The 13,834-nt window shown below is 56.0% G+C and carries 12 protein-coding genes; 3 read left to right on the top strand and 9 right to left on the bottom strand.

The features are described 5' to 3' along the window. Positions 1–253 precede the first annotated feature (253 nt). Positions 254–829: a TetR/AcrR family transcriptional regulator gene (locus HY36_RS08930; RefSeq protein WP_035551474.1), complete on the bottom strand. Its 576-nt coding sequence runs from the start codon at positions 827–829 to the stop codon at positions 254–256. 80 nt (positions 830–909) lie between these two features. On the opposite strand from HY36_RS08930, the gene HY36_RS08925 reads away from it, so the two are divergent. From HY36_RS08925 to HY36_RS08915, 3 genes are read left to right on the top strand one after another with little or no spacing between them, the layout of a single operon-like run. Then, entirely contained in the window at positions 910–1,557 is a 648-nt protein-coding gene (locus HY36_RS08925) for a GNAT family N-acetyltransferase (protein ID WP_035551472.1), read from the top strand. Beyond that, positions 1,554–2,534 carry a hypothetical protein gene (locus HY36_RS08920; protein ID WP_035551470.1) on the top strand — a complete coding sequence of 327 codons (981 nt, stop codon included), beginning with the start codon at positions 1,554–1,556 and terminating at the stop codon, positions 2,532–2,534. Before HY36_RS08925 ends, HY36_RS08920 begins: the two co-directional genes overlap by 4 nt. Further along, on the top strand, positions 2,531–3,469 hold the full coding sequence (locus HY36_RS08915; RefSeq protein ID WP_035551467.1) for an NAD(P)-dependent alcohol dehydrogenase: 939 nt from the start codon (positions 2,531–2,533) through the stop codon (positions 3,467–3,469). The genes HY36_RS08920 and HY36_RS08915 overlap by 4 nt, the downstream gene beginning before the upstream one ends. Positions 3,470–3,612: 143 nt before the next feature. Here the strand turns inward: HY36_RS08915 and HY36_RS08910 are convergent, their stop codons facing one another. From HY36_RS08910 to HY36_RS08880, 8 genes are all read right to left on the bottom strand, one after another. Next, positions 3,613–4,992: a tyrosine-type recombinase/integrase gene (locus tag HY36_RS08910; protein ID WP_035551464.1), complete on the bottom strand. Its 1,380-nt coding sequence runs from the start codon at positions 4,990–4,992 to the stop codon at positions 3,613–3,615. Next, positions 4,989–5,171, bottom strand: coding sequence for a hypothetical protein (locus tag HY36_RS18520; protein WP_162175973.1), 183 nt, complete (start codon positions 5,169–5,171; stop codon positions 4,989–4,991). Before HY36_RS18520 ends, HY36_RS08910 begins: the two co-directional genes overlap by 4 nt. Positions 5,172–5,404: 233 nt before the next feature. Further along, the gene (locus HY36_RS08905; RefSeq protein WP_139068737.1) at positions 5,405–7,027 is read right to left on the bottom strand and encodes a hypothetical protein; all 1,623 of its coding nucleotides are present in this window, start codon (positions 7,025–7,027) and stop codon (positions 5,405–5,407) included. 53 nt (positions 7,028–7,080) lie between these two features. After that, entirely contained in the window at positions 7,081–9,246 is a 2,166-nt protein-coding gene (locus tag HY36_RS08900) for a PQQ-dependent dehydrogenase, methanol/ethanol family (RefSeq protein WP_206741173.1), read from the bottom strand. A 158-nt stretch (positions 9,247–9,404) separates the two neighbouring features. After that, positions 9,405–10,511, bottom strand: coding sequence for a CaiB/BaiF CoA transferase family protein (locus tag HY36_RS08895; protein WP_035551462.1), 1,107 nt, complete (start codon positions 10,509–10,511; stop codon positions 9,405–9,407). 6 nt (positions 10,512–10,517) lie between these two features. Next, positions 10,518–11,675 carry an acyl-CoA dehydrogenase family protein gene (locus HY36_RS08890; protein ID WP_051599724.1) on the bottom strand — a complete coding sequence of 386 codons (1,158 nt, stop codon included), beginning with the start codon at positions 11,673–11,675 and terminating at the stop codon, positions 10,518–10,520. After that, positions 11,672–12,928, bottom strand: coding sequence for a thiolase family protein (locus HY36_RS08885; RefSeq protein WP_241764176.1), 1,257 nt, complete (start codon positions 12,926–12,928; stop codon positions 11,672–11,674). The genes HY36_RS08890 and HY36_RS08885 overlap by 4 nt, the downstream gene beginning before the upstream one ends. Positions 12,929–12,955: 27 nt before the next feature. After that, positions 12,956–13,762, bottom strand: a complete 807-nt coding sequence (locus HY36_RS08880) for an enoyl-CoA hydratase/isomerase family protein (protein ID WP_051602658.1) — start codon at positions 13,760–13,762, stop codon at positions 12,956–12,958. Between the last annotated feature and the right edge of the window lie 72 nt (positions 13,763–13,834).

Here is a 13,834-nt window from a genome sequence, read left to right as displayed (position 1 = left end):
CCACCCGGGTGGATCCAATATCTTCGGCTCAAACCATCGAGAACTACCGGCACAGTGAACCCTATCGAATGGTGGTGAACCGATACATAGGAAGATGCCACGCGTTAACAGTCAACGACCACGTCATGCCGGAACAGGCCATTGGTCGGGCCCTCCTCGAAAGGCCGAAAATCGCCGATAGATGACAATCGATGTTCGGCAATAATTGCGCGGCGGGATCATTTTGATCGTGACAGGCCTTATAAAGCGGAGCTCAATTCTCCAGCACGCTGAGCATGATCCGGGTGAGCGCCGCGATAGCGGCCTTGCGGCTGATACGTCCGGGTATCGATTCTTGCGCCAACGCATCAGCCGCGCCGATCAGGCCGAGCATGACTCCTTTTTCATCCTTTTCAGAGAAGGTCTTGTACGGCGCGAGAGCTCGACGAAATAGATCCGTATACGACTCTCTTAACTCATGACCAAATGCGTCCTGCGCCCCAGTTGCGGCCAACGCAGCAGTGATTGATGTGAACTCCGGACCACTCTCGAACGCGCAATCAATATATGCCATCGCGAGCACATCGACAGCGGCGCCGAGACTGTCGGCGTGCTGTTCCAAGTCTGCTAGAGTGGCATCAATACGGTGCGCATCAAAATGGCGGTAAAGGGCCTTCAGCAATCCGGTGCGGGACTCGAAGTGTTCATATGCAATAGGCTTGCTCACACCAGCCCGCTCGGCAACGCGAGCAAGTGTCAGCGCATCGGCGCCCTCGTCCCGCACAATCCCCGCAGCCGCATCGAGCAATTGTTTTCTCCGCTGATCGCGCGGCAAACGTCTCCCTGCCATGATTTCCCGTTGACTCCCTACCTACGATACGTAACTTACACATCGTAACTTACGTTTGGTAATAATTCGTGGAGATGTACATGGCAAATGCGACAGTGCAAGCTGAAGCCTTGAGCGAAAGCGACAAGATGCGGTTTGCGCCGCTGGTTGCGCAGCTCGTGCGCGCCACCGGACCGGTCAGCTATGACTACCAATTTGGCACCGATGGGCTGCTGGAGCGGCTTGTGGCAGTGTCATGGCCCCGTCCTGAAACACTGTTTTGCGCCGCCTGCTCGACCACCATCATCGACGAAGGAGACTTGCTGGGCATTGAACTCGGCTTCGCGGGCCCGAACTTCTACGCATTCAAGGAAAACCTTGCGGCGCTGGCGCAGGGCCTATTGGCCCGGGGCGAGGCAAGCTATGAGGAGCTGGCGGGCTTGATGGTGCGAGCCAGAAAAGCCAGCTATCTCAACGCCTATATACCCGATGATGTGTATTACCTGCATGCTCTGGCCGCCTTTCCCCGGCACCGGGGCAAGGGACTCGGCAAGGCATTGCTGCAGGCCGCCATCGCACGGGCGCGGGCGCAGGGCTTCCGGGAACTGCAACTGGACGTGCTCGCCGACAATCCGGCCGTGAGCTTCTACCAGGCGATGGGCCTTTCCATCGTCTCAGAAATCAGGTCTCCTGAATTATCGAGGGATCACGGCTTTCCGCCTGAATACCGCATGGCGGTGTCGCTGTGAGGACGCGCATTCTGATTGCCGGCGGTTGGGGACTTGTCGGTTCCCGGATTGGAAAAGTTCTGCGCGAAGCGGAACATGACGTGGACCTCGTGCTGGGGGGCCGCAATCCTGATACCGGTAAGGTGCTGGCCGCGAATCTCGGCGCCAGCCTCGTCCGGCTGGATGTCGATGCTCCCTTAGAAGGCCTCGCGGCGGCCGGCCCTGTGGACCTGGTGATCGCGGCCCTTCAGGATCCAGACGATACGCTTCTGGCTGCCACCCTCCATTCCGGGGCAGGTTATATTGGCATCACCCGCACTGTCGACAACATGGCCTCGAGCGCGATCATAGCCGCCAACTGCGCCCAGCGACCTGCGATGATTCTGGGTCACTGGCAGGCGGGCGTGTTGACTCTTGCCGCCCTGTCTGCCGCGCGCCGCTTCGACACTGTCGACCGCGTCGAGATGGCCGCACTCTATGACTATGACGACCCGATTGGACCGATGACTGAAGCTGACGCCACCGGCTTCGTGGGTGAGGCCCTGATCCGACAAAACGGCCGCTGGCAAAAGGTCCTTGCACCAGATGCGGCCCGGTCGGTTCGCAGTGCAGGCCAGGCATCTTTTGATGCCATGCCCATGGGCGTGCTGGATACACCGGCTCTGACTGCAAAAACCGGCGCAAGGGATGTCCGGTTCGATCTCGGGTCCGGCGACTCACTCGGAACAATTGCGGGACGCGCAGCCTCGCACGATCTCTATATCGACATCACAGGCAGCAGGGCGGGTACTCCCGTCCATGATCGTACCCTTGTCTCCGATCCCCTTGGACAGGCTCACCTGACAGCGCTCGGTGTGCTCATTGGTGCAGAGCGGCTCCTCGGGCTCGACGGCGATCGGCCGCCGGAAGGACTGATCTTCCCTGAATCCATAATCGATCCCGACAGGGCGGTCGCCCGCCTTCGGAACTTTGGTGTCCAAATCGAGCCCCTGTCATGATGCGCGCCCTTGCGGTTGATCCTGTCACGCATTCCTCACGCATGGTAGATGTACCGGTTCCGAAACCGAAGCCAGGGCAAATCCTGGTCGAAGTGACAGTGGCCGGGGTCAACGAGATGGATGTCGAGGTCCGGGCGGGAGGCTGGGCGGCACAGGTGAAGCGCTTCCGGCGCGTTGGGCCGGTGCTCACGGGGTTCGAATTTGCAGGTATCGCTCGGACATCCGGCAAGCGCATTCGCGTCGGTCAACGGATCATGGGATACTCTCCGGTGCTGAACGGGCCGCGGGTGCATGCGCAGTTTGCCACGGTTCAAGAGAGAAGTATCCTCGCAATACCGGATTCTCTGAGCGATGAATCAGCCGCGGCACTCTGCGTTATGGGCCTGACCGCTGTGGAAGTCCTGGAACGCCTCTATCCGTTATCTCCTGCGCAATCCTGCTTAGTCATCGGCGCTGCTGGCGGGTTCGGCACCTACGCCGTACAGCTTGCCGCCAGCCGGGGCGCCCAGGTAACAGCCGTCGCCTCGGCAGCCAATGAAAGGTGGGTGCGCGCGCAGGGTGCGCAGGAGTTCAGGGCTTATGAAACGGCTCCCGCTCTTCAACCGGGTGACACCTACGACCTCATCATCGACACACCAGCACACCTGTCGTTCCACACCGCCGCACCAAGCCTCAACCGCTCAGGCATGTACGTATCCAGCGATCCAACATCAGACCTAGTCGGCCTCGCGCGGTCCAGCATTTCGCCCCGCCGTTCAGGCTTCCTTTTGATGCTGAAGACGTCCCCGTCCCGCCTCACCCGGCTCGCAGAACTTGCGGGTAAAGGTTCACTGCACGCTGCAATCGACAGCGTCTTCGACATTGCGGAGGCCGACAAGGCGTTCGACCGTTATGCGACGCGCGGGAAACAGGGCCGTGTGCTGCTCAGGATTTGAACGACAGGATGACGCCGCCTTGAGAAACACGGATTCGAAATATCAGAATGCTGGAAAACATACGTCACAAACACGTATGGACTGAATGGCAGGAAAGGGCCAATTCCGGTCTCTCACCCGGCTCGGCTCTAATGTCAGCTTTTTCATCCCCCGCCGCCGAATATTTCCTTGGAGAACGGGTGCGCAATTCTCGACAATTGCGCCCGCCGAAACGACAGGGATCCTCCCTGACCGTATTCTGGCCGATTGTTCTTGTGGCCCATCAGGGCGCAGCGCAGGCCATAATCAAGATTGCCTTCCAGCATGCGGTCCTCGAACGAGTGACGCAGCGAATAGATGACATGATCCTTGGTCGGCAGGAGTCCACGTTGTTTGAAAGCTTTCATCAGATTGGCTGAGACAAGCGTGTTGCGGTCATAATAGTGCTCAAACCCGGTTGGACAGAGCTTCATGGCGGGAAGCGCGATACCGACAAGCGGGATCTCCCGCTCTGAATCACTCGTCTTGAGTTCGCGGTTCTGCTCCGGCCGGATCACGATGTGGGGGATTTCATGGTCGAGCCGGATATCGTTCGGTCTCAGATTGACGATCTCACTGAGACGGGCACCGGTCTCAACAAGGAGATAAATGATCACCCGCAGTTCGAGACGAAGGTCATCGAACACACCTGGCGCAAGGATTTTCTCTCTCACCCATGCGTCACTGAATGAAGCGCGTTTTACGCGGGACTTGCCCGCGAAGAAAAAGCCACGGAACGGGTCATCGACATCGGTCTCACCGCGATATTTGAAGTAACGCAGATACAGCGAGCGCATGTTTCCGATATGGCGATTGACCGTGTTCGGGGTGAAGGGTTTTGAGCCATCCGTCTGAGGCAACATGCGTGACTGCCACCAATCACGGTAGCGTGTCGCAACATCCCTTGTGATGTCTAGAAGCGGAATGTCGCCTTCCCGATCAATGAAATAGTCTATCGAAACCTGCTTGCGCTTCTGCCAGGCTTTCCGCTGGGCCTCTGATTTGTTGAACTGGTCATCGAATGCGATTTTGGCGACGTAGAGCTCGAACGCTTCCGAGACCGTCGTACGGTCCTTTGCGGCAGGTGCACCGCCGAGTAATGCTTCAGCCTTCTCTTCGGTTGGCGTATGTCCCCGATCAACTTCCCTGAGCCGGGCGATGAGTTCGTCGAGATCTGGCAGGGCGGCGATTTCATCGACAGGACGATAGACAAAGCCTTCCGCCATGGCGCGGGCGACCGCAGCGCGATGGCGTTCGGTCGCGGCCCGGCTTCTTGACCGTTGTGTACCTTCTCTCTGGAGAGCCAGGCTGTTCCAGAGGGCGGCGTCGGCTTCTGCCAAACTGTTGCGGCGCATCATGGCCACTTCGAGAGACTGGGTGCGCAAGGCGATCTGGATCAGGCCGCGTTTGTCGACGTCTTTGAAGCGAGCCGGAACGCGCCTGACATAGTGCCACCAACCGCCGCGATCCTTTAGAAATTTTGATCCGAGTGAGAAATGCTTCATCGCCGTTTGTAGTGCAAAAAGTTTGCATTTTGTGGTGCAAATTGTAGTGCACGACCGGCGGAAAGGCGTGGAAGACCCGTAGATTCTCCAAGACTTTCAATGATTTCAAGGGATTTGGCAGTCGCCATCTGAAGAGAAATGGCGCGAGTGACGTGCCACATTCCATATTTTTTATCCATATTTTTCAATCACTTACGGGAAGTGTAATCGATTCTTGGTCCTCAGCTCGGTCTGATTTTGGTCCACAGTTTTGTAGACCGCTTGAGTTCGACGCCGCTCACCGGCACCGATAGCCATAGTTAACGCGGATTGTACTCCCTGCCAAATCAAGCTTGATCTATAGAACTAGATTTCACCGCTAACTACAATGCACAGAGCGCCGAAACTCAACACATCATACTAAAGTCAACACCTAGCGCTCGACCGATATCCGCATCATGCCCAGCAATCCTCCAAGAACGATATCGCCGCCCGGCAGGAGGTGAATGACAGAGTAAGCGCCATTGTAAATGTGGCTATCACCAAGGCGAAGCCGTGTAACGGCTTCACCCGTCTCCCAATCAAGACCTGTGACCTCCCATTTTCCGTCTACGAAACCATTGACATAGACCTGTTGGGCGCCGCCAGAAATCATGGGGACGGTTGATGGGCTCGATACAGTGGGATTTGCCCAGGCACGCACCCAGCGGTCAGCTTCAACGTCCCATTCAAACTTTTCAGCACCCGTCGGTCCTTTGCGTAGTCTACCAGACATGACAACATTCTCCAGCATTGTTGGCAATGGCGATGGCAATGTGTTGTTTACCACCAAGGCACCGTAGCCATATACCGCAACGGATTGCTCAGACTGGGCGCGCTCAAGGTCAGACTTTCCGAAACTAACCTGAATCTGGTCGGCAATTCGACGCGATTTGGTCCCTGGCTTCTGGACGAAATCCTCTGGAATATCGTCGCGCCAGAAGGCGACGACATTCATAATCAACTCTCCGTCCGTGATGACAACAAGTTTGTCTTCCTCGTCTCCGAAGCCCATAAGTGAGGGCGTAGAGCCTGATCCGTTGCCGAGACTCACGCCGCCAAGTTTGCCGGTGAAGGAATCGTATTCTGATGACCACGCGCCATACCCTCTAGAGTGAAGTGTTTCCCCGTCCCAAACCAGTTTATGGAGCCTCCTATTTGAGAGAACATAAATGCCACCACCCTCATCAATGGCGATCGAGTTCGTAACCTGCTCATCGTCAGCCAACTCATGAATGATCGGTGCCTGTTCAAAATTTCGGTCTACGATGACGACAACGCCGCCCATCGTCACCAGCGCCAGCATGCCATCATAAGTCAGATTCAATCCGAACACAGCATCAGGGTCTTCCAGTGTTGGATTGAAATATTCGCGCGGCAGCTGAAAGCGGCGCTTTTCCACCAGTGGTGACAGCGGATTGCCGGGTTCGGCATCACCATAAACGACGACATCGTTGTTGACGACAGTGTAGAAGTCACCATTGCGGTCGACGACATTATAGATTGCTGCTCTGGCGACGACCCGCTCAACATAACGTGGATAGTTCCGATTGAGATAGCCAAGCAGTTCAGCTTCTGAGGCCGTACTATCCATTTCGACGGCGATACGTTCAGCATCCTCGACAGACATGAAGGGTTGACCTTCCACAGGCAGAGCATTGATCAGTTGAAACTTGCCATCGCTAATCAGGATTTTGGAGATACGATTATTGTTGGCGGAGATGGCCACCTGCTCACCTGAAGGATAAGTTGGTAATTGCATAAGCGTGAGGTTCACCAACCCTGCCGGGACCCTTTGAATACCCTCATCATCAATCTCGTGAATACCGACCGGCCCAGCAAACGGAAGGGAATCCTGTTGAGCCGGATTAAAATGCGTGGTGGCAAGCTCGCTGTCCACCAGATTTGGGTTCATTGGAGGAAACTCCGGACCCGACGCATCAAAGACTGGGATAGTGGAGCATGCACCAAGCACGGCTACGATTGCGACTGCAGCAGCAGCGATATGAGGTTTCATTTGTTGTCTCCCAGAGTGACAGATTTGTACTGGTTTAGCGAATTGTCAGAATACTATTCAGCTTGAGACGTCGACTGTTGCTCGTCTTGAAACGCCATCCAGGCTCGAGAGAGGATGAAATCCTCAATATCATCGACTTCCTGTTGGCTTAGGCGGCCGGCGAAGTTGGGCATGCCAATCGCTTCGCCGGCCCCTTGAAGGAGGAAAGCATCAAAAGTGTCTATCCCGAGAGTCGCTGACTGCCTCAGATCGGGGAGCGTTCCGGACGAAATGGCCGCGCCGCCATGGCAGACACCGCAGAATCGACCGTAGAGGTCTGTGCCCCGTACAACCGCTTCAGCCGAATGCGGCTGTCGCGCTGGCTCAGGCGTTGCCTTCTGCGGAAGCGCGGCGACGTTTAGCTCGCCCTCTCCGCCAAGTTTGAAGGCAAGTACATGGCCTTCAACCGGGCCTCCTGTCTGCCCGACATAGAAGCCGGCGAGCAAATTGGCACCACTGCCCCAACCAGCTGATACAGCAACATACTGCTCGCCATTGACCTCATACGCCACAGGTCCACCGACCATTGCGACACCAACCGGATACGACCACAGTTCTTCGCCTGTTTTGGCGTTGTAAGCATTGAAAACGCCGCTCGTCGTGCCTTGGAATACCAGATCTCCAGACGTTGTCAGCGTACCTCCATTCCACATTCGCTCATGCTGAACACGCCAGACTTCTTTCTGAGCTACCGGATCCCAGGCAGCAAGATGTGCTTGGACAAGTTGGCGCAGAAGTGTGCGACGTGCTTCTTCTGTTTCCGGTAATGCGTCTGTCAGGCTGACACCGATATTGAATGCGTCTCGGTCAAAGCGGGCAATCTCGCCCTCGATCTGATCGGAATAGAGGAAAGGAACATCTTGTGCGGGAATATATACCAGCCCTGTTTCCGGATTGAATGACATGGGGTGCCAGTTGTGGGCACCAAATGGGCTGGGTTTGACGAGCGCAGGTCCACCAGACAGATAGCGCGCCTCGGGGTTTTCAACAGGACGCCCGGTCTCCATATCGATATGTGTGGCCCAGTTAATGGGAACAAATGGCTCTGCGGAAATAAGTTCGCCGCTTATTCGGTCGATGACATAAAAGAAGCCGTTTTTCGGCGCTTGCATCAGCACCTGACGAAGCTCTCCCTCGATCTCAAGATCAGCTAGAATGATATTCTGCGTAGCTGTGTAGTCCCAAGTTTCGCCCGGCGTCGTCTGATAGTGCCAGACATATTCTCCTGTGTCTGGACGTAACGCGACGATTGATGACAGGAACAGATTGTCGCCGCCGTCCGGGCTTCGTACTTTCTGATTCCAGGGCGAGCCGTTTCCAACGCCGATATAGAGGAGGTCCAGTTCAGGATCGAATGCCATGCTGTCCCAGACAGTCCCGCCACCGCCCAGCTTCCACCATTCGCCTGTCCAGGTCTCAGCAGCCATCTCGATGGCTTCGTTTTCGAATCCATTATCCGGATTTCCCGGCACAGTGTAGAACTTCCAGGCCCGTTCACCTGTTTCAGCATCATAGGCTGCAACAAATCCGCGAACGCCGAACTCACCACCGCCATTTCCGATGATGACCTTGCCTTTCACAATGCGAGGCGCCCCTGTGATCGTATAGGGTTCTTCGAGCGGTACAGTACGGGTCTCCCAGATCTGTTCGCCTGACTTTGAATCAAGAGCGATCAGACGACCATCCAGCGACCCGAATATGACCTTGTCGTTATAGACAGCCACGCCGCGATTGACGACATCGCAACAAGCATGTGCGCCCTTTGATCGGGGAACCTCCGGATCGTAGCGCCAAAGAATTTCTCCTGTGGCAGCATTAAGCGCCAGCACTTCGCTCCACGAACCCGTAGTGTACATGACACCATCAACAATGATCGGGGTTGCCTCTACGCCACGATAGCTGCCAAGCGGTGCCGCCCAGGCAAGATCCAGCTGGTCGATTGTTTCCAGATTAATGGCGTCAAGCGCGCTAAACCGCGTTTCTGAAAACGTGCCACCATGAGTAAGCCAGTTATGTGGTTCGCCTGCGGCATTGAGCAAACGTTCCTCATTGATCCCCTGGGAGGCTTGTGTGGAAGCGTCGCCAGAGTCGACCGCCCCTCCACAGGCAGCCAGAAGACCGATCGTAGCGCCCGTCAGAATGACTTTCAGCGCTGTAGCGGGCATTTTTTTGCCGTTCATTTTGTCCTCCCGGACACCCCAGTGGATGAGGTTCTGGATTTTTTCTCATACCAAGCAAGATTGCACTGGAACGGCGAAGTTTCTCAAGCCCCGCGCAACGCCAATGTTCCGTCATTTTGTGCCAGCGACAAAGCCTGGGACACCTACTTGCAACGGATCTAGTTGCGGGTTTTCAACTCCTTGAGCAGCTCTTGCTGGTGCTGACCATGCTCAGGTGCTGGACCGGGGATTGCCTGCACGTTCGATTGGAAACGCGGGGCCGGAACAGCCTGAACATAACCCTGGCTGTTTTCAAAGATTCCGCGCGCCAGATTATGAGGGTGCAAAGGTGCACTGATCGGACTTTCCACAAGGCCAAAGCATGCATCGGTCCCCTCTAGTAAGTCTTGCCAGTATGCAGATGGTTCGGTTGCGAAAAGAGCACGAAACTTCTCTGACTGCTTCGACCAGCTATCACGATCATACTGGTCTTCGAAGTCGGGATCGCCTGTAAGACCGAGGCGCTGTAGAAGTTCTGCGTAAAATTTCGGTTCTAGCGCGCCAAGCGTGATGTCACGCCCGTCTGCACAGCGATAGGAACTGTACCAAGGGGAATCATCCAGAAAGCCGCGCCCGCGCTCGGCTTGCATCATGCCGCTGGGCAGCAAATCGAAGATGAGGTTCATCATATGCGCCGACCCATCGACAATCGCTGCATCAATCACATCGCCCTCACCGGTGGCTCTGGCCTTTAGAATGCCCGCGAGAATGCCAATCGTCAGATAGTTCGCACCGCCGCCAATGTCCCCGACCAAGCCTGGTGGCGGCAGTGATCGCGTTCCAGTTGGGCTTGCAAACCAGGCAGCTGAACTGACGGATACATAATTGATATCATGTCCAGCCGCCTGGGCGAGCGGTCCCGCCTGCCCCCAGCCCGTCATGCGACCAAAGACAAGCTGTGGGTTCCGCCCCAGACAAACTTCCGGACCAAGGCCCAGGCGTTCCATCACTCCCGGCCGCATGCCCTCGATCAGGGCGTCCGCCGTCGCAATCAGATCCAGCGCGACCGCGCGGTCTTCAGAGTCTTTCAGGTCCAGAGCGATCGAGCGCTTGCCTCTTTTCAGAATGCCGACAGGCAAAGTCGATCCCGGATCGGAGCCCTTGGTCTTTCGCTCTATGAGAACGACATCCGCGCCCAGATCGGCCAGATGCATGCCACAAAAGGGCGCCGGCCCAATGCCCTCGATTTCGACAATCCGAATGCCCTGCAGAGGCCCTTTAGACACGGGACGTCACCTGAACGCCGAGACGCCCGTCAGGCTCCGCCCGATAAGGAGTTTCTGGATCTCAGTCGTTCCATCCGGAATGGGTGCGATCATCGCTTCGCGGGCGAGGCGCTCGACAATGAACTCCTTCGTGACGCCATTACCGCCGTGAATCTGTACTGCCTGGCGCGTTGCACTGACAGCGATTTCGGTACCGTACCATTTTGCCATTGCGCACTCCTTGTCGCAGCGCTGTCCGGCGTCAATCATGCCCGCTGCGCGCAAAGACAACAGGCGCGCTGCATCGATCTCTGTGGCCATTACAGCTAACTTTTCTGCAATGAGCTGGTGGCCGGCAATTGGTTTGCCATGCTGCGAACGGTCGATTGCATATTTTATTGACTCATCAAGCGCGCGCCGCGCCATGCCATAGCCCCACGACCCGACGTGAACTCGCGCGCGTTCGAACAGGGTGAGCGTGTTCTTCAGACCCGAGCCTATTTCACCGATAGTATTCTCGACCGGAACGCGCACATCATCGAGAAAAACCTGTGATGTTGATTGTCGATTGAGCGCGATCTTTGGAATACCGCGGACTTCATAAGGATGCTCATTGCGATCGAGCAGGATATGGGTCAGTTCGTTCTCGCCAGTTCGGCAGGTGCAGATGAAAAAATCTGAGTACTCACCATTGGTGATCCATGTTTTCTCACCAGAAATCACCCAATGGTCACCATCTCGCACAGCCCTGGTTTTCGCCGCCGCGACATCCGAACCGACATCCGGCTCGGAAATGCCGACAGACGCAAAAAGTTCCCCCGCCAACAATCTAGGCAGGTAACGTGTCTTGATGTGCTCCGGCGCGAGTTTGACCAGCATCGACGCTGCGCTGCCATTAACAAGTGCGGCTATCGCCAAGTCTCCCGAACTATAGGCAAGCTCTTCAATTAGTTGAACGTGCAGCTTCCAGGACAACCCCAGCCCGCCGGCAGATTCCGGCTGTGGGGCGTTGACGAGACCAAATTCTGCCAGCTTTTGCGTCCAGCTTTGCATTTTGTCCTTTGGAACGAAGTCTTCCCCATGCGCAGCCAGTTCCGGCTCCAGCTGCTCATCAAGATAGCGACGCAGGCTTTCGATTGCGGCGAGCTCAGCCTTGTCAAAGAAAATATCTAATCCCCCAATCATGCATTTGCCCTCTTGAAAATGTTGACCACAGCAACACCCTCCTCAATGCCAATTAGGCCGCCGCTGTTTTCGTGGATAGCGTGTCGGGCACCATCAACCTGGCGCTTTCCAGCTTCGCCGCGTAATTGGGTGACAAGCTCATGAATTTGCCCCAGCCCGGTTGCGCCGATGGGGTGGCCTTTGGACTCCAGCCCGCCAGACGGATTGATCGGGATTGAGCCGCCAATCGTGAAGTCCCCGCGTTCCGCTGCCGGGCCTGCTTCACCGATCGGAACTAACATCAAGTTCTCGGCGTGCATCAACTCACCAATCGCGGTTGCATCGTGCACCTCGGCAACGTCCATGTCTTCTGGTGAAAGGCAGGCCATTTCATACGCCCTCTCAGCGGCAATTCGCGCAACATGGCGTTCCGGTGCATCGGCGCTGCGCGCGGGGTTTCCACTTGCAACGGCGCTGGCCATAACCTGGACGGCTCGTGACGTAGTGGCACCAATCTTCCTCAAGCCTTCCTCATTGCAAAGGATGACCGCTGCAGCACCATCCGAGATCGGTGAGCACATTGGCAGCGTCAAAGGGTAAGTGATGGGAGGTGCTGAAAGAATTTCATCAATCGTGTAAGGCTGACGGTATTGCGAATACTCATTGTGCTCTGAATGCTGATGATTTTTCGCGGCTATCGCAGCAATCTGGCGCTGAGTCGTGCCATAGCGCTTCATATGGTTCCGGCCGAACGCTGCGTAGATTTTCATGAATACGCTATAAGGGCGTTCAGATTCCGATCCCTCCGGTTCGGCAACACCTTCACCCAACTGGAGAAGCCTTTTGGCATTCTCCTCAGGTGTCTCAACATCCCAACCGCCATCGAACACAGCGAACATCCTCGCCTTGTCAGGCACGTTCATTTTCTCGACACCCGCCGCCAGGACAACGTCCTGCATACCAGCCTTAAGCGCCTGAACAGCAAGGTGAAAGGAGGATGAACTGGACGCACAGGCGTTTTCAATATTGAATGCGGGAATACCTGTCAGCCCGATCTTGCTGAGCGCAACCTGGCCAGGAACAAAGGTTTGTCCCTGCAAGAAACCTTGGGTCGCACTGGAATGGTAAACTGCCTCCACGGCGGCCTTGGTGCAGCCTGCATCATCCGCCGCACGCAAAATGGCGGTGTCCAGCAATTCAGAAATACTTGTTTCCAGATGCCGCCCGAAATGCGTCATGCCGACGCCTACAATATAAATCTTACTATCCGACAAGACTCTCTCCCCATCTACAGATGGCCGCTACTGGCCTGAATATTTCGGTGTTCGTTTCTCACTGAAGGCTGAAAGCCCTTCGAGGAAGTCAGCGGATTTTGCATGCGCTTCGAGATGGCGCATTTCCAACGCGATGGCTTCGCGCGCGGACAAGTGTGCGCTTCCGGCAACCATCTCCTTCATACGCTGAAGTACAAGCGGGCTTTTCTCCGCCAGCTTTGCAGCAAGCGCCTCTGCAGCCGATGACAAGTCGTCATCCTCAACAACTTGGCTTACAAATCCGGCTTCACGAAACGCTTCCGCCGACCAATGATCGCCGGAGAATAGGAGATAATTCGCTTTCTTTTCGCCAACATACCTCGGCAAGAGAGATCCCCCGCCGCCCGGCAGAACACCAAAATTGGAATGGGCGTCGCCCAGCCGCGCACTGCGCGCCGCCATCACGACATCGCAGGTCATGGCTAGCTCCAGTCCGCCGGCCAAAGTCAATCCATTGAGCGCTGCAATTGTCGGCTTCGGCAAAGCACGAATAGCCAAAAACACGTTCTGAATGTCGCGAAGGAAGCCAAGAAACCCGGTATTGTCACCAGCCTGAACTTCCCCCAAAACGCCCTTCAGGTCAGCACCGCAGCAAAAGGCGCGCCCGCTCCCAGTGATAGTCAGCACTCGAATCTCATCGCGCTCGGCAACATCTTTCACACATTGCGCAAGTTCATTCACCATTAGAGCGGACAGTGCATTCATGCTGCCCGGACGCGTCAGGGTAATTCGTGCACACGAATCTTCCGCCTCAAATTTCAGGGTTTCAAACGACAATTGTCCAATTCCAAGCATTGGGCCGCGTTCGCTCCAAAACTTGGCCCGTTCCAGATGAGGCTTCACTTTATCGGGCCAGAAAACTTATTG

The organism is Hyphomonas atlantica corrig. (assembly GCF_000682715.1).
Lineage (GTDB): Bacteria > Pseudomonadota > Alphaproteobacteria > Caulobacterales > Hyphomonadaceae > Hyphomonas > Hyphomonas atlantica.
Note: the sequence above shows the minus strand (reverse complement) of the source record. Positions and strands in the feature narration are given on the sequence as shown.